21 protein-coding genes are annotated in these 19465 nt (G+C 66.2%); 9 read left to right on the top strand and 12 right to left on the bottom strand.

Translation table 11 applies throughout. From position 1 onward, the window contains the following. Positions 1–9: 9 nt before the first annotated feature. A complete protein-coding gene (locus QZ546_RS16070) occupies positions 10–447 on the top strand; it encodes a hypothetical protein (protein ID WP_294239783.1) in 438 nt (145 codons plus the stop codon). 4 nt (positions 448–451) lie between these two features. Here the strand turns inward: QZ546_RS16070 and QZ546_RS16075 are convergent, their stop codons facing one another. Continuing rightward, positions 452–1015, bottom strand: coding sequence for a 3'-5' exonuclease (locus QZ546_RS16075; protein WP_294239786.1), 564 nt, complete (start codon positions 1013–1015; stop codon positions 452–454). Positions 1016–1140: 125 nt separating this feature from the next. Between QZ546_RS16075 and QZ546_RS16080 the strand changes: the two genes are divergently transcribed. After that, the gene (locus tag QZ546_RS16080) at positions 1141–2430 is read left to right on the top strand and encodes a homoserine dehydrogenase (protein ID WP_294239789.1); all 1290 of its coding nucleotides are present in this window, start codon (positions 1141–1143) and stop codon (positions 2428–2430) included. A gap of 165 nt (positions 2431–2595) precedes the next feature. Here QZ546_RS16080 and QZ546_RS16085 read toward each other — a convergent pair whose 3' ends face one another. The 4 genes from QZ546_RS16085 to QZ546_RS16100 all read right to left on the bottom strand — a co-directional run bounded on the left by QZ546_RS16085 (position 2596) and on the right by QZ546_RS16100 (position 5959). Continuing rightward, positions 2596–3552 carry a 2-oxoglutarate and iron-dependent oxygenase domain-containing protein gene (locus tag QZ546_RS16085; protein WP_294239794.1) on the bottom strand — a complete coding sequence of 319 codons (957 nt, stop codon included), beginning with the start codon at positions 3550–3552 and terminating at the stop codon, positions 2596–2598. A 70-nt stretch (positions 3553–3622) separates the two neighbouring features. After that, positions 3623–4120: a hypothetical protein gene (locus QZ546_RS16090; protein WP_294239797.1), complete on the bottom strand. Its 498-nt coding sequence runs from the start codon at positions 4118–4120 to the stop codon at positions 3623–3625. 92 nt (positions 4121–4212) lie between these two features. After that, positions 4213–4344 carry a hypothetical protein gene (locus tag QZ546_RS16095; protein WP_294239798.1) on the bottom strand — a complete coding sequence of 44 codons (132 nt, stop codon included), beginning with the start codon at positions 4342–4344 and terminating at the stop codon, positions 4213–4215. Between the two features lie 88 nt (positions 4345–4432). Then, on the bottom strand, positions 4433–5959 hold the full coding sequence (locus QZ546_RS16100) for a hypothetical protein (protein WP_294239800.1): 1527 nt from the start codon (positions 5957–5959) through the stop codon (positions 4433–4435). 218 nt (positions 5960–6177) lie between these two features. On the opposite strand from QZ546_RS16100, the gene QZ546_RS16105 reads away from it, so the two are divergent. From QZ546_RS16105 to QZ546_RS16125, 5 genes are all read left to right on the top strand, one after another. Beyond that, positions 6178–7425 (top strand): multidrug effflux MFS transporter, encoded by a 1248-nt coding sequence (locus QZ546_RS16105; RefSeq protein WP_294239802.1) that lies wholly within the window; start codon positions 6178–6180, stop codon positions 7423–7425. Between the two features lie 67 nt (positions 7426–7492). Further along, positions 7493–7834 (top strand): DNA primase, encoded by a 342-nt coding sequence (locus tag QZ546_RS16110; RefSeq protein WP_294239804.1) that lies wholly within the window; start codon positions 7493–7495, stop codon positions 7832–7834. Beyond that, positions 7831–8175, top strand: a complete 345-nt coding sequence (locus QZ546_RS16115) for an MliC family protein (protein ID WP_294239806.1) — start codon at positions 7831–7833, stop codon at positions 8173–8175. Before QZ546_RS16110 ends, QZ546_RS16115 begins: the two co-directional genes overlap by 4 nt. 212 nt (positions 8176–8387) lie before the next feature. Continuing rightward, positions 8388–9035 carry an opacity protein gene (locus tag QZ546_RS16120; RefSeq protein ID WP_294239809.1) on the top strand — a complete coding sequence of 216 codons (648 nt, stop codon included), beginning with the start codon at positions 8388–8390 and terminating at the stop codon, positions 9033–9035. Between the two features lie 144 nt (positions 9036–9179). After that, on the top strand, positions 9180–9461 hold the full coding sequence (locus QZ546_RS16125) for an HNH endonuclease (protein WP_294239835.1): 282 nt from the start codon (positions 9180–9182) through the stop codon (positions 9459–9461). Positions 9462–9802: 341 nt separating this feature from the next. Here QZ546_RS16125 and QZ546_RS16130 read toward each other — a convergent pair whose 3' ends face one another. From QZ546_RS16130 to QZ546_RS16140, 3 genes are read right to left on the bottom strand one after another with little or no spacing between them, the layout of a single operon-like run. After that, positions 9803–10858 carry a ribonucleotide-diphosphate reductase subunit beta gene (locus QZ546_RS16130; RefSeq protein ID WP_294239810.1) on the bottom strand — a complete coding sequence of 352 codons (1056 nt, stop codon included), beginning with the start codon at positions 10856–10858 and terminating at the stop codon, positions 9803–9805. Between the two features lie 5 nt (positions 10859–10863). Beyond that, complete coding sequence (locus QZ546_RS16135; protein ID WP_294239812.1) at positions 10864–11163, bottom strand: hypothetical protein; 300 nt, start codon at positions 11161–11163, stop codon at positions 10864–10866. Beyond that, complete coding sequence (locus tag QZ546_RS16140; RefSeq protein WP_294239815.1) at positions 11160–11357, bottom strand: hypothetical protein; 198 nt, start codon at positions 11355–11357, stop codon at positions 11160–11162. Before QZ546_RS16140 ends, QZ546_RS16135 begins: the two co-directional genes overlap by 4 nt. Positions 11358–11413: 56 nt before the next feature. Here QZ546_RS16140 and QZ546_RS16145 point away from each other — a divergent pair, with 56 nt between their 5' ends. After that, on the top strand, positions 11414–11665 hold the full coding sequence (locus QZ546_RS16145) for a DUF2171 domain-containing protein (RefSeq protein WP_294239816.1): 252 nt from the start codon (positions 11414–11416) through the stop codon (positions 11663–11665). A 74-nt stretch (positions 11666–11739) separates the two neighbouring features. Here QZ546_RS16145 and QZ546_RS16150 read toward each other — a convergent pair whose 3' ends face one another. From QZ546_RS16150 to QZ546_RS16165, 4 genes are all read right to left on the bottom strand, one after another. Further along, a complete protein-coding gene (locus QZ546_RS16150; protein WP_294239818.1) occupies positions 11740–12168 on the bottom strand; it encodes an endonuclease domain-containing protein in 429 nt (142 codons plus the stop codon). A gap of 127 nt (positions 12169–12295) precedes the next feature. Continuing rightward, positions 12296–14218 carry a ribonucleoside-diphosphate reductase subunit alpha gene (locus QZ546_RS16155; protein WP_294239820.1) on the bottom strand — a complete coding sequence of 641 codons (1923 nt, stop codon included), beginning with the start codon at positions 14216–14218 and terminating at the stop codon, positions 12296–12298. A gap of 338 nt (positions 14219–14556) precedes the next feature. Next, the gene (locus QZ546_RS16160) at positions 14557–15027 is read right to left on the bottom strand and encodes a hypothetical protein (RefSeq protein WP_294239821.1); all 471 of its coding nucleotides are present in this window, start codon (positions 15025–15027) and stop codon (positions 14557–14559) included. A 60-nt stretch (positions 15028–15087) separates the two neighbouring features. After that, positions 15088–17742, bottom strand: coding sequence for an EAL domain-containing protein (locus QZ546_RS16165; RefSeq protein WP_294239824.1), 2655 nt, complete (start codon positions 17740–17742; stop codon positions 15088–15090). A 149-nt stretch (positions 17743–17891) separates the two neighbouring features. Here QZ546_RS16165 and QZ546_RS16170 point away from each other — a divergent pair, with 149 nt between their 5' ends. Next, positions 17892–19415 (top strand): fumarate hydratase, encoded by a 1524-nt coding sequence (locus QZ546_RS16170; RefSeq protein WP_294239826.1) that lies wholly within the window; start codon positions 17892–17894, stop codon positions 19413–19415. The last annotated feature ends 50 nt before the right edge of the window (positions 19416–19465 follow it).

Genomic DNA, 19465 nt, shown 5'->3' on the forward strand with positions numbered 1-19465 from the left:
GAAACGCCGATGCTCCCGCTGTTGCTCGTCGCGCTTCAGGTTGCGCCCGCCGTGCCCCTGCCGCCGCCCGGCCCCGGTGCGCAGCGTTTCTCGATCCTGGCCCGCGATCCCTGTCCGCCCTCGGCGGGCACGAAGGACGAGGTGATCGTCTGCGGGCGCCGGCTGGGTGACGATCGGCTGCCGCACGACCCGGATGCGCCACCTGCCAAGCCGCTCATGTCCAATCCTGAACTGACCGGCATCGGCGCGATGCGGGCGGAGGGGGCGCCCTGTGCGGCGGTCATGCGAGGCTGCACGGTCGGGGTCGATGTGATCACCCCTGCCGTGATGCTGGCCAACGAGGTGCGGATCGGCATCAGCAAGCTGGTCGACAAATCGCGCGACAAAAGCAAGCGCATCGCGATCGTGCTCGACGATGCGGGGCCCAAGGGCCATCTGGAGCCCTGAGGCTTTACGCGCCGCGCCGTGCGCGCGATCGCGCCGAGGGTGGGGGCAGGAACCAGTCGCCAAGGCCGAGCCCCGTCGCCGCCATCGCGCGCAGCACCACCTGGCCCGCGGCACGCGCATCGCTGAGCGCGTCATGGTGGCGATGCTCCAGTTCCAGAAACGCCGCCAGCGTATTGAGCTTGTGATTGGGCAGCTCCGGCCAGGCGCGTCGGGCGATCGTCACGCTGTCCAGCCAGCGGGCGGCGATCGGGGGCAGGGCGTCGCGCTCGCACACCCGGCCCAGCGCGCCCTTGTCGAATCCCGAATGCGCCACCGTCACCCGCCCGGCCAGATGCGCCGCCAGTTCGGGGTAGAGCATCGCAAAGGTCGGCTTGCCCGCGACATGATCGGCGGTGATGCCGTGGATGCCGATATTGAAGCCGCTGAACTCGTCGCACGGGTCGACCAGCGTCTCATAGGCCAGCACCTCCACCCCGTCCGCATAGCCGACAATGCCGATCTGGCAGATGCTGCTGGTGCGCGAACAGGCGGTCTCGACGTCGATGACCACGAAATCGGGGGAGATCATGGTCAGGTGCCTTAGCGACTTTGTCGGTTTCAAGCAATAAAAGGTCGCGGTGTGGCTCGACAGCGACCATTTCTATCCGCTACGCGCCGTGGCTCTACGAACGCTCTGGATACGGGATACGGGTGATGGGCGAAGCTTTGCGGGTGGCGTTGGCGGGACTGGGCACGGTGGGGGGCGGCGTCATTCGCCTGCTCGACGCGAACCGTGACCTGATTACCCGGCGTGCCGGTCGCCCCATCGAGATCGTCGCGGTGTCCGCGCGCGACCGGACCAAGGACCGGGGCGTCGACCTGTCGCGCTTCGAATGGGTCGACGATACCGCCGCGCTCGCCTCGCATCCTGATGCCGATGTGGTGGTCGAACTGATCGGCGGGTCGGACGGCCCGGCGCTGACGCTGGCGCGGACCGCACTGGGGGCGGGGCGTGGTTTCGTGACTGCCAACAAGGCGATGCTGGCGCATCACGGGCTGGAACTGGCGCAGAAGGCGGAGGCTTCCAACGCCGCGCTGAAGTTCGAGGCGGCGGTCGCGGGCGGCATTCCGGTCATCAAGGGCCTGCGCGAAGGGGCGGCGGCCAACGCCATTGCGCGGGTCTATGGCATCCTCAACGGCACCTGCAATTTCATCCTGTCGAAGATGGAGGCCGAAGGCCGCGACTTTGCCGAGGTGCTCGCCGAAGCCCAGGCGCTGGGTTATGCCGAGGCGGACCCCAGCTTCGACATTGACGGGGTGGACGCGGCGCACAAGCTGTCGATCCTGGCTGCCATCGCCTTCGGTACACAGCCGGCATTCGGTGACGTCGCGATCGGCGGCGTGCGGCACGTCCTGGCCGCCGATATCGCGCAGGCGGCGTCGCTCGGCTACCGGGTGCGGCTGGTCGGCGTGGCGGAGGAGGGGGCGAACGGCCTGTTCCAGCGGGTGCACCCGCATCTGGTGCCGCTCGACCATCCGCTGGCGCATGTCACCGGATCGACCAATGCGGTCGTGGCGGAAGGAAATTTCGTCGGGCGCCTGCTGTTCCAGGGCGCGGGCGCGGGCGACGGGCCGACCGCCAGCGCGGTGGTCGCCGACCTGATCGACATCGCGCGCGGCGAATATGGCGCGTCCTTCGCCATGCCCGCGCATGAGCTGAGCTCTGCGCCCAAGGCCGATAGCGGCGAGCGGCGCGGGCGCGCTTACCTGCGCTTCACCGTGCAGGACAAGGTCGGCGTGCTGGCCGAGATCGCGGCCGCCATGCGCGATGCGGGGGTTTCGATCGAAAGCCTGATCCAGCGGGGCGAGGCGGCGGACGGCGGTGTGATGATCGCCATCGTGACCCATGAGGGGCCGGAGCGGGCGGTCGCGCAGGCGCTGGAGCGGTTGCGCGGGAGCCAGAGCTTGGTCGGCCAGCCTCTGTTGATGCATATTTTGGGGTGACGGTGGGGCGGTAAGGTCTCTGCGAGGCCCCTTGCCCTCCCCCAACCCCTCCCGCCTGCGGGAGGGGAGTTGTCTGGCCCTGCGGCTTGACCTTCTCCAACAAGCTCCCCTCCCGCAGGCGGGAGGGGCTGGGGGAGGGCTCGGTGTCTCACCGAGCCCGCACTATCACTTCTTGATCAACCCGATCTCCACCAGCCGCTCGAACAGATAGTCATGCGCGGTGATCGGCTCGGGATACCGATCCGGATGCCCCTCGCTGATCGTCCCCGGCAGCGTCTTGATCAGGAAGTCGGGCGCCGGATGCAGGAAGAACGGCATCGAATAGCGCGAGAAGCCGCGCCGCTCGACCGGCGGGTTGACCACCCGGTGCGTGGTCGAGGGCAGGACATGGTTGGTCAGCCGTTGCAGCATGTCGCCGACATTGACCACCATCGCGCCTTCGGGCGGACGGATCGCCAGCCACTCGCCCGAATCGCGGTCCAGCAGTTCCAGCCCCGCTTCCTCCGCGCCGAGCAACAGGGTGATCAGGTTGATATCCTCATGCGCGCCCGCCCGCACGCCCTCGGCATCGGCGGGGATCGGCGGATAGTGGAGCAGGCGCAGGACCGAGTTGCCGTCCTTCACCGCCGGATCGAACCAGTGCGGATCGAGCTTCAGATGTCGCGCGATCGCCGAGAGCAGCCGGTCGCCCGCCTTGTCGAACGCGGCGAACAGCGCGATGAAATCCGCGCGGAACCCCTCCGGCCGGTCGGGCCAGATATTGGCGGGCATCCGGTCGGCATAAGCGTGACCTTCGGGCAGTTCGCGGCCGACATGCCAGAATTCCTTCAGGTCGACGACCTTGGCGTCCTTGGCGATCTCGGTCTTGAACGGGGTATAGCCGCGCGCGCCGCCGCCGCCGGGGACGTGATAACCGCGCTTCTCCTCCTCGGGCAGGTCGAACAGCGCCTTGGTCTGCGCCCAGGCACGGTCGATCAGGTCGGCGGGGACGCCGTGATCGGCGACGATGGCGAACCCGAACCGCTCGAACGACTCGCCCAGCGCTGCGGCGAAGCCCTCGGGATCGCGGTCCTGGTCGGCGAGGCTGAGCGTCGGAACCTCGGCGGAGCGGGTGTCGGTCATGGCGATATGTCCAGAAAATCGAATAGGCTGGCTCTTATATAACGCCGCCGTCATCCCCGAACAGGGTGCGTTATCCGCCTAAAGTGATCGTCCCCGTCGATCGGTCGCCGCCCGCGGCGTGCAGATCGAGGCGGAAGGGCTTTTCCTCCGCCGTCTTGCCGACCAGCGCGCCACCCTGATCGGTCAGCGTGAAGTCGGCGTCACCCATCTTCTCCCGGAACCAGTCGCGCACGGTGGCGGGGTCGGCGGGGCTGTCGAAGGTCATGACCAGCGCCTTGTCGCGGCCATTGCCGACATCGACGTTGCGGATCGTCGAGCCGGGATAGAGGTGGACGCCGTTCAACTCGAAATTGTCCGCCTCGACGGACATCTTGGGCAGCTTGAACGCGCCCTGGAAGCCCGGCAGCGCCAGCTTCACCTCGCCCGACTTGCCATCGACCGAGGCCAGCGTGCCGTCGGCGCCGTTGACGGTGATCGACGTCCCCTGGCTCGGCCGGTCGCAGGCCGACAGCGCCAGCGCGGCGAGCAACGGCAGGGCGAGCGTGGTTCGGGTCAGCAAGGTCGTCATGGCAAACTCCTCTGAACGTCCTGTCGCACCAATAACGGGCCATGATGCTGGTCGTTGCAAGATGACGAGGCGCTGAACGCCCGGATGTTGCGTCAGCGTTTCCGCTCGCCCGCCAACGTGCGGGCGTAGCAGCCGAGGGCGACTAGAGACAGGCCGATCGAAATGCCCATCGCCAGCCCCAGCGCCCGGTCCGACAGATGACGCGAAAGCAGCAGCGGCAGCATGATCGCGGGCAGGAGCGCGGGAAAGATGACGAGCGGTAGAAGGACGATCTTGGGAGTTTTGTTGCGTACGGTTCCTCCTCGGATAGCGCTAGGGGCGATGGAACGGGGTGGCCGCAGAGGGGCTGGAGAAGATCAATGGTGTTGCTCCGCTCAACGCGTAGCGTCCATTGGCCTCCGTCTGGGCTACGATGATCCCGGGGATCGACGTCGAGAGCATCAGGCCCCGGACGGGGTGGAGATCCGGAAAATCATGCCGCTCCACCGCGCCGCGATTGGCATGATAGAGCGCTCTGGGGGTGACCGCCCAGAAGCCGCCCGGCGCGGGCAGAAGAGCGAAAACGGGTTCGGTCTCCGGCGAAAACCGTCGGGCGTGGGGCGACAGCGCGCGACGGATACGCATACCGAGCGGCAGGATCTGCGCCTGCCAGACCGTCTCCACATGCTGGGCGCAAACGCGTAGCACCCGGCCTTGCTCTAACATATGCGACAGGCCGATCGAGGCCAGGACGCAGGACGGGTGATCCGGATCGTGGATCAGGCCGGTCACCGGATCGCAGCCGCCGCTTAGCGGACCCGAGCAAATCTCCGTTCCGTCGATCCGCTCGACGGGCGAAACCCGGCCGCTCGATACGCTGATCCGCAGCAATCCGCCGCCCCATTCGCCGCGATTGGCGCCGAGATAGAGCGTGTCCCGGCCGACCATCAGTGCGATGAATTGGCCCCATGGCTTGATCGGTTCGTTGAGCGAGCGGCGTGCAAAACCGCCTTTGGCATCCGACAGATAGAGGGCCTTCGGACCGATCACGACGGGGCCTTGCTGGCCGAGCGTCAGGGCGAGCGGTGGTTCGCCGCGGCCATAGTCCTGCCGTGCCGAGTAGCGCCACGGTCCACCGGACGAGACGGCCAGCCGGAACCGGCCGGCAGGCTGGTCATCCGCATCGCCAACCAACGGTGCCGCCTGAAGCGCCCAGACATGTGCGCCATCTGCCGCGATCGCGGTCACGCCCGCGGCGCTGCGGCGGGTCGGGCGCCAATCTTCAAGGCGGTAGGACGCCATCCGGCCGATGTCATCGAGCAGCCATAGCTCCGAGCCGAATGTCACACCGCCGACGATGTCCGTTCCCAGGATCGTGGAGCCCGAACCCGCCAAAGGCGCGCGCTCCGATGGAGACTGTTCGATCGCGGCCAGCGCGACCCAGACGATCCAGAACAACAGGCCCCCGCCCATGAGGATTGCACCGACCCGCGTCATCGACCTGACGCGCGCGAGCAGTATGCCCGCCACAAAACCCGCCGGGGCCGCCAGCAGGCCGAAATCGGGCCGGAAGCTCAGCAGAGAAAGTGGCAAACAGAATAGCAGGGCGCCGATCGCACCGGCGCTCCAGGGGCCGACCGGTCGGATACGCCGAGCCACGGCCAGGATGCCCAGCAGGACCAACGACCCGAACGCGCCGCCGATGAGCATCCCGGCCGTCAGTCGCCACGCGCGCGCAAGCGGCAGGACGAGGCGATCGTCCATGATCCAGCCGACCAGCGCGGAGGTGCCGATCAGGGTACAGGAGGATCCCAGCGTGGCGATGCCCCATCGAGTGACGATCGCGGTCCGTCCCGTCATTCGCTCCCCCTTCTCCGCTGGACAGGATACATGTTTCCGGCTGCGCGCAAAGGCGTTCGAACCGCGTCGGTTTGGCGGATTCCTCTCCTTTTAGAGAGAAACCGGTGAGGGCATTTGCACTGCTGCGATGTATCTCCACGGAAGGGCTTGATTTCGGTCGCCCTTGGTCGGATTCCCGGGTTTCCCTGATCCGCATTCCCCCCTAAGGGACAGTCATCATGTCCGATACCCGTTCCGCTGATCCGGTGACGCCCGTCACCGCCGAACCCCCTGGCGCGCCGATCGGCTTTGTCGAGTTCGTGCTGCTGATCGCGGCGCTGATGGCGTTGACCGCGTTGGGGATCGACTCGATGCTCCCCGCGCTGCCCGCGATCGGTGAGGCGCTGGGGGCGTCGCCGATGGCGCGGCCCTTCGTCGTCACCGCCTTTCTGATCGGGTTCGGGGTGGCGCAGCTGGTGCATGGGCCGCTCGCCGATCGGTATGGGCGGCGGCGGGTGCTGATCGTCGCCCTGGTCATCTATATCGTCACCAATGGCCTGGCGGCGGTCTCGGCCAGCTTTCCGCTGCTGCTCGCCGCGCGGGTCTGTGCGGGGGCGGCGATCGCCGCTACGCGGGTGGCGACGGTGGCGCTGGTCCGCGACTGCTATCACGGCCGGGCGATGGCGCAGGTCATGTCGATCGCCTTCATGGTGTTCATGATCGTGCCGATCCTGGCACCGGCGTTCGGCGAGCTGGTGCTGCTGTTCGGCAATTGGCGGCTGATCTTCTGGACGATCGCGGGGCTCGCCACGCTGGTGCTGATCTGGTTCTCGTTGCGGATGCCCGAGACGCTGGCACCGGAGGCGCAACTGCCCATCTCGCTGTCGCGGATCGCCAGCGGGTGGTGGGCGACGCTCAGCGACCGGTTGTCGCTCGGCTATACGCTGGCGGCGACGGCGTTGATGGCGGCGCTCTATGGCTATCTCAACTCGGTCCAGCCGATCATGGCGGTGAGCTTCGGTCGCGAAAAGCTGCTCGCGCTGATCTTCGCCACCACCTCGCTTACTATGGCGGCGGCCAATCTGCTCAATTCGCGGATCGTCATGCGGCTGGGCACGCGGCTGATCAGCCACGGCGCGGTCGCCATCCTGATCGCGGTGTCGGCGATCCACCTGACCATCGCGCAGGCGGGTGCCGAGACGATGATCGTCTTTGCGGTGCTCCAGGCGATCACCATGGCCTGTTTCGGTCTGGCGACCTCCAACTTCTCGGCGATGGCGATGGAGAATATGGGGCGGATCGCGGGCACCGCCTCCAGCGTGCAGGGCTTTGCCAGCGTCACCATCGGCTCGCTGGTCGGCGCGGGGATCGGCCAGGCGTTCGACGGGACGACCCGGCCGCTGACCCTGGGCTTCCTGATCGCCGGGTGCACGGCCTTCGCCTTCGTCTTCGTGACCGAGCGCGGGCGGATGTTCCGTCCCGCCTGAGACGGGCGCGGGGAACCGCCCGGCCAGCCCCACCGTTCCACCCTCCACAGTTCAAGAGGAGGCAGTGATGGGCGGACATCAGGTTCCGAGTCAGGGGCCCGGCGACGATGGCTGGGACGAGGAAGGCTATGACGAGAGTCAGCGCGCCGAAATCCTGGAGGCGACGCGCAACGGCCCCAGCGACGGCGTTCTGCTGACCGATATCGAACCCGATCTGGGCGACGACACGGTCGAAGACGAGCCGATCGGCGAGATCGAGATGGATTCCGAGGATGTCGGAACCAGCGATGCCTCGGTCGACATGGACGATGCGGATATCGACGAGGACGATCTGCAGGAAGATTTCGAGGACGATAACGTCGCCGACGGCGATATCGACGAGGCCGACGACACCGCGCTGCGGCCATGATGCGTCTGCCTCTGGCCCTGGCGGCGGGCGGGCTGGTGCTGATGGGGTGTTCGACCCTGCCCGATGGCCGCACCGGCCTGCCCCCGATGGTGTCCCAGACCTTTCAATGCGACAATGGCAGCCGTTTTTGGGCGCGCTTCGACAATCGTGACGACAGTGCCCTGTTGCGCTTCGACGGCGATCTGGAGCTGCGACTGGCGGGGCAGCCGGTCGCGTCCGGCATCCATTATGCGGGCTTCGGCCACGACCTGCGCGGCAAGGGGGGTGAGGTTGTTTTGACACGCCCCACCGGCGACGCCCTGCGCTGCACCGCCCTGCAAGGCGGGTCGAGGGCACAATAAGGGCGGGAAAGTGGCGGAAAACGGCCATTGCCCCATTGTGCCCCATTTGGTTCATCTTGGTGACAGGAAGTGTGGCTTGTCGGACACAGGTCCCGGCCAGGTGTTCAAAAAAGTCAATTCCTTTGCAACCCATGGCGGTTTTGCCGGTTAAGCGGGCCTGGGCTGAGCGGTTGGTTCCGCCGCCCCACATAGAACAAAGAAGGGTATCTCGTATGCGTAAGCTTTCCCTCGTCGCCGCTGCGGCGGCTGCGTTCGTCGCTGTGCCTGCCATGGCCCAGGACATGAGCACCACCACCGACACCACGACGGCGGCCCCGGCTCCGGCCGCCGACGCGCCGCGCGCTCCCGATGGCTCGAAGGCCTTCGGTATCGAGCCGTATGTCGCGATCATGGGTGGTTGGGAGCAGTTTGATCGCCAGTCGGTCGCCGGCATCCCCGCGCAGCCCAAGGGCTATAACCTGGACGGCGCGCTGGTCGAAGGCCTCGTCGGCGTCAACGTTCCGCTCGGCCCCGTGTTCGTCGGTGCGGAAGGCTCGGTCGCCAAGGGCGTGTCGGGTGACATCGACTGGCAGTATGGCGCCTATGGCCGCGCGGGCTTCCGTGCCGGTGACAGCGGCCTGTTCTACGGCAAGGTCGGCTATCGCTGGAACAACTTCCACAACTTCGCGCCCGGCGTTTCGGGCGACCTGAAGCGCGACTATGGCGCGACCGTCTACGGCGTCGGCGCCGAAGTCGGCCCGAAGGACATCGGCCTGGGCGGCATCACCGGCAACGCCGGCCTGCGCCTGCGCCTGGAAGTTTCGACCTTCGACGACGCGCATTCGTTCCGCCCGATGGCGGGTGTCGTCGCACACTTCTGATCCCTCTCGGATCCAGTTGGCGTAAAGGAATGGGGTTCGGCAGCGATGCCGGACCCCGTTTTCTTATGCACCGCGCCACCCCATATTCCCTTCATGGTCGGACGCGTGAAGCGCAAGGCGGGGCTGTTGGCCGCCGCCGAACGGATGGAGCCGCTCATGGTGCCTTCCTGCGCGCTGTGCGAGCGGCCGCTGGGGGTGAAGGTGGAATGGCATCACCCCGTTCCCAAGAGCGAGGGCGGGCGCGAAACCGTGCCGGTGCATCCGATCTGTCACCGGACGATCCATGCCACGCTGACCAATGCGGAACTGGCGCGCGACTATAGCGATTTCGCGGTGTTGCGGGCGCATCCGGACATGGTGCGGTTCCTGAAGTGGATCGCGGGCAAACCGGCGGACTTCCATGCCCCGACACGGACGGCGCGGTAGCTTCTGGCTCGCGCGAAGACGGACGATTCGCGCAGAGGCGCAGAGGACGCAGAGAAAAAGTGAAATCCCCACCCTCCGTTCAGCCTGAGCGAAGTCGAAGGCCACGGGGCAACGCCTGCCATATCACGGGGATTTCGGGTCGGAACTGCGGTCAGAGCCCCCCGGGGAGATGCTTTCCCTTGGCCTTCGACTTCGCTCAGGCTGAACGGAGGGTGGGGAGCGGGCGGTATTCCCGAAATCGCCTCCGCGCCCTCCGCGCCCTCCGCGCCTCTGCGCGCACCAGCCTTTTTCGCGCCTTCGCGCGAACAAAAAAAGGGCGGACCGAAGCCCGCCCTTCCCGATCACTCCGCCGCGACGCCCGCGGCCGAGAACATGTCGCCGGTCTCGCTCGGCTCCTCGTTCGCCGCCTTGGCAACCTTCGCCTTTTGCCGCGTGTCGAACGCGTCCCACACGTCGTTCCACTGGCCGCGCGTCGCCGCCTTGGAATATTCCGTAGCGCGCGTCTCGAAGAAGTTCGCATGTTCCACGCCGTTCAGCAGCGGGGTCAGCCAGGGCAGGGGATGCTCGTCGATCATGTAGATCGGCTTCAGCCCCAGCTGGCCCAGGCGCCAGTCGGCGATGTAGCGGATATACTTCTTGATCTCCTTGGGCTTCATCCCCTCGACCGGGCCCATTTCGAAGGCGAGGTCGATGAAATTATCCTCCAGGCGGATCGTCGTCTGGCACACATCGGCGATGTCGTCCTTGACCGCCTTGGTCAGGCACTGGCGCTCCTGGCAGAAGGCGTGGAACATGCGGATGATGCCCTCGCAGTGCAGGCTCTCGTCGCGCACCGACCAGCTGACGATCTGGCCCATGCCCTTCATCTTGTTGAAGCGCGGGAAGTTCATCAGCATCGCGAAGGACGCGAACAACTGAACGCCCTCGGTAAAGCCGCCGAACATCGCCAGCGTGCGCGCGATGTCCTCGTCGCTGTCGACGCCGAAATTCTGCATGTAGTCATGCTTGTCCTTCATCTCGGCATATTCGAGGAAGGCGCCATATTCGCTTTCGGGCATGCCGATCGTGTCGAGCAGATGGCTGTACGCCGCGATGTGCACCGTCTCCATGTTGGAGAAGGCGGTCAGCATCATCTTGATCTCGGTCGGCTTGAACACCCGGCCATATTTCTCGTGATAGCAGTCCTGCACCTCGACGTCCGCCTGGGTGAAGAAGCGGAAGATTTGGGTCAGCAGGTTGCGCTCGTGATCGGTCAGCTTCTGCGCCCAGTCGCGGCAATCCTCGCCCAGCGGCACCTCTTCGGGCAGCCAGTGGAGCTGTTGCTGGCGCTTCCAGAACTCGAACGCCCAGGGGTATTCGAAGGGCTTATACTGCTTGGAGGCTTGGAGGAGAGGCATGGGGGTTACTCCGGACGAATGGTGTTCAGGGAGGCACGGCGCAGGTGGCGCCGGGCGGAAAAGGCAAAGGCGGTGATCGTCACGGGGAACGACCAGAGCCAGACAAAGGCGAACCAGTCACGCGGACGGCCCGCCAGCAAATAAGGGCTGCACAGATAATCGCCGATGATCCGGGCGCGGCGCCCATGACCGCCGATCCCACAGGCGCTGAGATCGGCATCGCCATAGGCCTGAAAGCCCGAGACGACGAAGCCGACCACCGCCAGGGCGGCGAGCAATGCCAGAAGCCGCTCGACCATGGTCATGACCCCATGCTCCACCGGCGCAAGGCGGTCGCGAAACCGGCAAGGATGATCCCGCCAGTGGCGAACATGGTACCCGCGATCAGCCGGGCATAGCGGCCTTGCTCCGACCGGGGCGTGCGGAGTTGCAGCAACAGCGTCGCGCCGATCCCGCCCAGCACGGCGGCCACCGCATACATGATCGTGGCCCCTGTCATGCGACCAATTCCGGCTTGGCGCGTTTTGCAGCCGTCCCCCAAGCAGGAGAAGAAAAATGGTCGATATCAGCCAGATCAAGGAACATGCCGAGGTCATCGGCGCCGATGGCGTGCATGTCGGTACCGTCGATCATGTCGATGGCGACCGTATCAAGCTGACCAAGAACGACAGCCCCCAGACGGAAGACGGGCAGGGTGCCAAGCATCATTACCTGCCGATCGGCCTGGTCGCCGAGGTCGAAGGCGACACGGTTCGCCTGTCGGCCACGGCGCAGAACGCCGTCGACGAGTTCGAAGAGGCGGAGTGAGCCATAATCTCCCTCTCCCCGTGGGAGAGGGAGGGAGCGCCCGTCAGGGCGCGGAAGGGTGAGGGTGGTACCGGTCATGCGGCACCGCCCTTTTTCGTGGACTTGCCACCCTCATCCTTCCCACGCGGCTGCGCCGCGCGGGCCCCTTCCTTCTCCCGGAGGGAGAAGGAGATTTGGTCGATCACCCCTTCGATGTTCTCCATCACATCCGCATTGCTGACGCGGATCGTCCGATAGCCTTCCCTCGCCATGAAATCTTCGCGAGACGCGTCATACCCTTTCGCGACGGCGTGCGTATCGCCGTCGACCTCGATGACCAGCTTTTCGGAAAAGCACATCATGTCGGCGAAGAAAGGTCCCAGCGGCGTCTGGTGACGCCATTTCAGATACGGATAGGTTTCACGCAGCGCGCAGAGCAGGCGGCGTTCCGAAGCGGAGGCTTCACGGCGGAGCTGGCGGGCACGTTGTACCGTACCGGAGCGATGGTTGTCGTAGCTACGCACGCAACACCCTCACCCTTCCGCCGCTTCGCGGCTCCCTCCCTCTCCCGAGGGGAGAGGGATCAGGCTGCTTCACCCCTCTCCCCTTGGGAGAGGGAGGGTGAGGGCAGCCTGTGCTGTCAAAGCCTGCTCACTGACACGCTAGGCATTCGTCATAATCGGTCGTCTCGCCGATCTCGAATTTCGGCGCGCTGATCGTGTTGTCGGCCTCGACGCCGCCCGACCCTGCGAACCCGGCGCGTTGCACCGACTTCGACCGCAGATAATAGAGCGACTTGATGCCCAGCTCCCAGGCGCGGAAGTGGAGCATCAGCAGATCCCACTTCTCCACGTCCGCCGGGATGAACAGGTTCAGCGACTGCGCCTGGTCGATATAGGGCGTCCGGTCCCCGGCGAGTTCGAGCAGCCAGCGCTGGTCGATCTCGAACGAGGTCTTGAACGTGTCCTTCTCTTCCGCCGACAGGAAGTCGAGATGCTGGACCGAGCCGCCATGCTCGAGGATCGAGTTCCAGACCGCGTCCGAATTCTTCGACTTCGCTATCAGGATCTTCTCGAGATAGGGGTTCTTGACCGAGAACGAACCCGACAGCGTCTTGTGGGTATAGATGTTCGCCGGGATCGGCTCGATACAGGCGCTGGTACCGCCGCAGATGATGCTGATCGACGCAGTCGGCGCGATCGCCATCTTGCAGCTGAAACGCTCCATCACGCCGACATCCGCCGCATCGGGGCACGGCCCGCGCTCGACGGCCAGGGTCATCGACGCCTGGTTAACCTGCGCGCTGATATGCTTGAACATGCGCAGGTTCCACGACTTGGCCATCGCGCCCTCGAAGGGGATGCCGCGCGCCTGGAGGAAGCTGTGGAAGCCCATCACGCCCAGGCCCACCGAGCGCTCGCGACCGGCCGAATAGGCGGCACGCTCCATGCCCGGCTCGTGGCGGTCGATATAGTCCTGAAGGACGTTGTCGAGGAAGCGCATCACGTCCTCGATGAACTGCTTGTCGTCCTTCCACTCGTCCCAGGTTTCCAGGTTCAGCGACGACAGGCAGCAGACGGCGGTGCGGTCCTTGCCCTTATGATCGATGCCGGTCGGCAGGGTGATTTCCGAGCACAGGTTCGAGGTCGACACCTTCAGCCCCAGCTCGCGGTGATGCTTGGGCATGTTCTTGTTCACATGGTCGGCGAAGACGATGTACGGCTCGCCGGTCGCCAGCCGGGTCTCGACCAGCTTCTGGAACAGCGCGCGCGCATCGACCGTGGCGCGGACCTCACCGGTCTTGGGGCTCTTCAGATGCCATTCGGCGCCGTCGCGCACCGCCTCCATGAAGGCGTCGGGGATCAGCACGCCGTGGTGCAGGTTCAGCGCCTTGCGGTTGAAGTCGCCCGAGGGTTTGCGGATTTCCAGGAACTCCTCGATCTCGGGATGCGAGATGTCGAGATAGCAGGCGGCCGAACCGCGACGCAGGCTACCCTGGCTGATCGCCAGCGTCAGCGAGTCCATCACGCGGACGAACGGGATGATGCCGCTGGTCTTACCGTTCAGGCCGACCGGCTCGCCGATGCCGCGGACCTGGCCCCAATAGGTGCCGATGCCGCCGCCGCGCGACGCCAGCCACACATTCTCGTTCCAGGTGGTGACGATGCCGTCCAGGCTGTCGGGCACCGAGTTGAGATAGCAGCTGATCGGCAGGCCGCGACCCGTGCCGCCGTTCGACAGGACGGGCGTCGCGGGCATGAACCACAGCTTCGAGATATAGTCGTACAGCCGCTGGGCGTGCTCGGCATTGTCGGCATAGGCCGAGGCGACGCGCACGAACAGGTCCTGATAGCTTTCGCCGGGCAGGAGATAGCGGTCGTTCAGCGTTTCCTTGCCGAAATCGGTCAGCCGCGCGTCGCGGGCATGGTCGACCTCGACCGGATAGGGTTGCGGACGCACCGACTTGGTGTCCGCCGGGGTGGGGGTGGGGGCCGCGTTCTGAACCGCGTCCGCCGCCATCTTTTCGAGCATATCAGTCGTCATGTCGCTATCCCGGCTATCCCTGAAATCCATCACTGATGCCGCTCCTTCGTTCTTGTTTCGTTCGAGTCGGCATCCTGCCCCCCTAGCACCGCGCGCCACAGGTGTCGCGGACCGGACAGGGGGGAGGAGGAGGCTCCGTTCCGATGCCCTGATCCTGTCCCTGGCCTACCAGTGCTTGGGGCCACCCCCGGCCTCTTCCACAATCCATAGTGGAAAATCCCGGGCGGCACCGCAAGGGCCTAAAGCTTGGGAAAGGGGTTGGTTGCGACGAATGACGCTTGCGTCAGGCGCTCCAAAAGCCGCGACGCATGGATGTCTGCGGGGTTCGTGAAGTGCAAGCCCCTAAAAATTTTTTTAAGCGGCTGCGATCAGCCGAGCGACAGCGCGAACAGTGCGATCAGGCCCAGCAGCGCGACCACCATCTGGGGTGGCCGCAACCGCGCGAAATGTTGTGGCGCGCCGCCCCATCGCGCGAACCAGGGATCGGTCAGCGCGATCGAGGCATAGCCCAGGATCAGCAATCCGAAGCCGATCGTCGGTCCGGCGACCAGCGCCAGCAGGCCCAGGCTGAATCGCACGATCATCGCCAGCATCTGCGAGACATGGGTGCCGCCTGGCGTGAAAAAGCTGAGTCCCCGTGCGACGCCAGCCAGGAAGATCAGGATCGCCGCCCCCCATATCTGGCCGATCAGCAGGGCGAGCGGCGTGCCCGCCCAGGCGGCCAGTGCGGCAAGCGGCAGGACCAGGACGGGGCCATAGCCGAAGATCAGGCTGAGCGCGGGTATGCGCGGCGAAGCGCCTTCGCGCGTAGGGGCGGGCGTGGGGGCGGGCGAGGTCATGCGGCGCGAACGTGCGGGGCCGGCTTCCTATCCATTCCGCCCCGCGCCGAAGGGGCCGGGTCACGCCGACCGGCGGCGCGGCTCCTGTTCCTCGTCCGTCTCCAGCCAGGGATGATCGTCGAACAGCGGCGTGGCGAAGGCGATGCCGACCCGGCCTTCGCGCTCCCAGCGGATATAGCCGCGCAAGGGGCGGTCCGCGCCCAGGCGGATGCCGACCGCCGCGCCGCAGACGATATAGGCCGGCGGCAGTCCCTCGACCATCACGCCGGTCGCCGACAGGTCGCGGATGCGCACGTCGACCGTCGCGCTGCCCGACAGGATCTGGGCGGTGCGCAGGATCTTCATGCGGGGACGGCGATTCGATTTCAGGCCGACCGGCTCGGCGCGACCGTCATGCGCGCGCAGCATCCGGTGCACCTCGGCCGATTCGACGGGCTTGCCATAGACGAATCCCTGGATGTGGCTGCAGCCCAGGTCGCGGATCAGTTCGATCTCGTCCTGGATCTCGACCCCCTCGGCCGTCGTCTCCATGTCCAGCGTGTCGGCCAGCGTCACGATCGCGCGGATGATGGCGGCATTGCGGCTGCCGGTGCGGATCGCGCCGCGGACGAAGGACTGGTCGATCTTGATCTTGTCGAACGGCGCGTGGCGCAGATAGCCGAGCGAGGAATAGCCGGTGCCGAAATCGTCCAGCGCCAGCCGCACGCCGAGCGCCTTGAGTGCGGCGAACTGCCGCTGCGATTCGTGATCGTCGCGCAGGAACACGCTTTCGGTGATTTCCAGCTCCAGCCGCGCGGGCGCCAGGCCGGCCTGCGCCAGCGCCTGGGCGACGAGCGCGGGCAGGTGCGGCTTGGCGAACTGGATCGACGAGACGTTGACGGCGACGCGCGCAGGGGTCGGCCAGCTCGCCGCCTCGATACAGGCGGTGCGCATCACCCATTCGCCGATCTGTTCGATCAGCCCGCATTCCTCGGCGACCGGCACGAACTGTGTCGGCGAGATGTCTCCCTGGGTCGGATGCCGCCAGCGCAGCAGCGCCTCATAGCCGACGATCGTCGCATCGCTGGTCGACACGACGGGCTGATAGGCGAGCTGTAACTGCCCCTGCGCGACGGCGACCCGCAGGTCCTCCTCCATGCGCTTGCGGCTGCGCGCGCCTTCCAGCATCGCCTCGGCATAGAAACGCGCGACGCCGCGTCCGTCGCCCTTGGCGGCATAGAGACCCAGATCGGCATTGCGGATCAGCGTCTGCGAATCCTCGCCGTCATGGGGCGCGATGGCGATGCCGATGGAGCAGCCGATCGTCACCTCGTTGCCGTGAATGTCATAGGGGCGCGAGAGCGTCTTGATGATTTCGCTCGCCAGCCCGGCCAGCCGGTCGCGCGCGTCGATGCCGGGCAGCAGGATCTGGAACTCGTCGCCCCCCAGTCGCCCGACCAGCCCGACATCGCCCACCACCTGCTCCAGCCGCCGCGCGACCAGTTGCAGCAACAGGTCGCCCGCCGGATGGCCCAGCGTGTCGTTGACCGCCTTGAACCGGTCCAGGTCCATGAGGAACAGCGCGGTGGGGCGATAGGGGCTGACCGACTGCTTCAGCGTCTTGTCGAGCGACAGCTTCATCCGCTGGCGATTGGCCAGACCGGTCAGGCTGTCGAACAGCGCGAGGCGGGTGATCTCGGCCTCCGAGCGGCGCTTCTCGGTCAGGTCGGATCCCGATCCGATAAAGCCCCGGAACCGGCCGATACTGTCGATGATCGGGCGGCCCGAAATCGACCACCAGCGATCCGCGACGGCCGGACCGCCGCCGATGGCGCACACGGTATAGTCGGAAAAGCTGGTGCGCGACGCCATGTGGAAGGACAGGGTCCGCTCGCTGCCCGGTTCGGCCGAGTCCATCCGGAACAGCTCGGTCAGCATCCGGCCCTGGCTGGCGATGCCCAGGGTGGCCAGATCGTCGGCGACCTTGCGCGACAGATAGGTCAACCGCCCCTGGCGGTCGGTTTCCCAGAACCAGCCGGTGCCATGTTCCTCGAACTCGGCGATCATCTTGACCGCCTGTTGTCCCTGGCCGAACTCGCGGGCGCGGGCGCGCGCCGCATCATGGTCCAGCCAGTCCATGCGCCGGGCATTGAGCAGCAGGGATGCCAGGCAGGGGACGACCGCCGCCAGTACCGGCAGGACCGCCACGTCGCTCGCCAGCGCGGCGATCGGGGCCATGAACGCAAATCCGAAGGAATAGCCGAACAGCGCGCCGCGTACCGGGTTCAGGATCGCCGCTGTCGTCCACATCAGGCAGAGCAGGATCAGGATCGAACCCCATCCGTCGCCACTATGATGGAACGGCGCCAGGACCATGATCAGCGGGCCGGTGGCCAGCGCCAGCAGCATACCCGTCGCGACCAGCCATTGCTTGAATCGGTAGAAGGGCCATTGCTGCCTGTGGCCGTGCCACAGCACCAGGCCGAACGCCATGGTTCCACCCAGCATGATCGCCGCCGCCACGCCCTTCCGGGCCAGCAGGGGATGGGGATCGCCCAGCGCGGCAACGCCCAATATGATGCCGATCGCCACCAGATTCTGCAGGATCGCCAGCGGCCAGGTGCGGATCAGCGTCTGCAATCGGCTATGGTACAACGACGCGAGCACCTCGTCATTGTCCTCGACAAGGCCGAGCAGGGCCAGGAACGATGTTCGCGCGGGGACGGCGGACGGCATGCGGGGTTTCGCTATTCCACTAGGGGTTTGGCCGACCTTGGCCCGATCAAGGTTAAGATTGGTTGAAACCGCCCCGGTCGCCGGAATCCACCGCCATTCGGCACACGCGGGCGTTGCGCGACCGCCCTTGCTGGCGCAAAAGGCGGGCCATGACGACCCTGATCCGCGACACCGACCTGATCGAGAGCGTGGCCGACGCGCTCCAGTTCATCAGCTATTACCACCCGATGGATTACATCCGTGCCCTGGGTAAGGCCTATGAGGCCGAGAAGAGCCCGGCGGCCAAGGATGCCATCGCGCAGATCCTGACCAACAGCCGGATGTGCGCGGAGGGGCATCGCCCGATCTGCCAGGACACCGGCATCGTCACGGTCTTCGTCAAATGGGGCCAGGATTGCCGCCTGTCGGGCGACCGTTCGCTCCAGGAGGTTGTCGATGAGGGCGTGCGCCGCGCCTATCTCCACCCCGAAAACAAGCTGCGGGCCTCGATCCTCGCCGACCCCGCCTTCACCCGCCGCAATACCAAGGACAACACGCCCAGCGTCCTCCATGTCGAGATGGTGCCGGGCAATAAGGTCTCCGTCGACGTCGCGGCCAAGGGCGGCGGGTCGGAGAACAAGTCCAAGTTCAAGATGATGAACCCGTCCGATTCGATCGTCGACTGGGTGCTGGAAATGGTGCCGCAAATGGGTGCCGGCTGGTGCCCGCCGGGGATGCTCGGCATCGGCATCGGTGGCACGGCGGAAAAGGCCGTGCTGCTCGCCAAGGAATCGCTGATGGGCGCGATCGACATGGGGCAGCTAAAGGAACGTGGCCCCCGCAACGATGTCGAGGCGCTGCGCATCGAGCTGTTCGACAAGGTCAATGCGCTGGGCATCGGCGCGCAGGGGCTGGGCGGCCTGTCCACCATCCTCGACGTCAAGATCCTCGACTGGCCGACCCATGCGGCGTCCAAGCCGGTGGCGATGATCCCGAACTGTGCCGCGACCCGCCACGCGCATTTCACGCTGGACGGCTCCGGCCCGGTCTATCTCGAAGCGCCCAAGCTGGAGGAATGGCCCAAGGTCGACTGGAAACCCGACCTCCAGGCGGCCAAGCGCGTCGACCTGAACACGCTGACGCCGGAAGAGGTGAAGAGCTGGAAGCATGGCGACCGGCTGCTGCTGAACGGCAAGATGCTCACGGGGCGCGACGCCGCGCACAAGCGGATCAAGGACATGCTCGACCGTGGCGAGGAGCTGCCTGTCGAGTTCCGGGGCCGCGTGATCTATTATGTCGGCCCGGTCGATCCGGTCGGCGAGGAAGTGGTCGGCCCGGCGGGCCCGACGACCGCGACCCGCATGGACAAGTTCACCCGCATGATGCTCGACCAGGGCCTGCTGGCGATGGTCGGCAAGGCCGAGCGTGGCCCGGCGGCGACCGACGCGATCCGCGAATATCAGTCGGCCTATCTGATGGCGGTCGGTGGTGCGGCCTACCTTGTCGCGCGCGCGATCAAGGGATCGAAGGTCGTCGGCTTCGAGGATCTGGGCATGGAGGCGATCTACGAGTTCGACGTGGAGAATTTCCCCGTCACCGTCGCGGTCGATTCCGAAGGCCAGAACGTCCACACCCTGGCCCCGCTGGTGTGGCGCGACAAGATCGCCAAGGAAGGCCTGCTGACCCCCGCTTGATCGGGGGGGGGGGGGGGGGGGGCCCCCCTTTTTTTCCCCCCCCCCCCCCC

Origin of the sequence: uncultured Sphingomonas sp. (assembly GCF_913062585.1) — a bacterium.
GTDB lineage: Bacteria > Pseudomonadota > Alphaproteobacteria > Sphingomonadales > Sphingomonadaceae > Sphingomonas.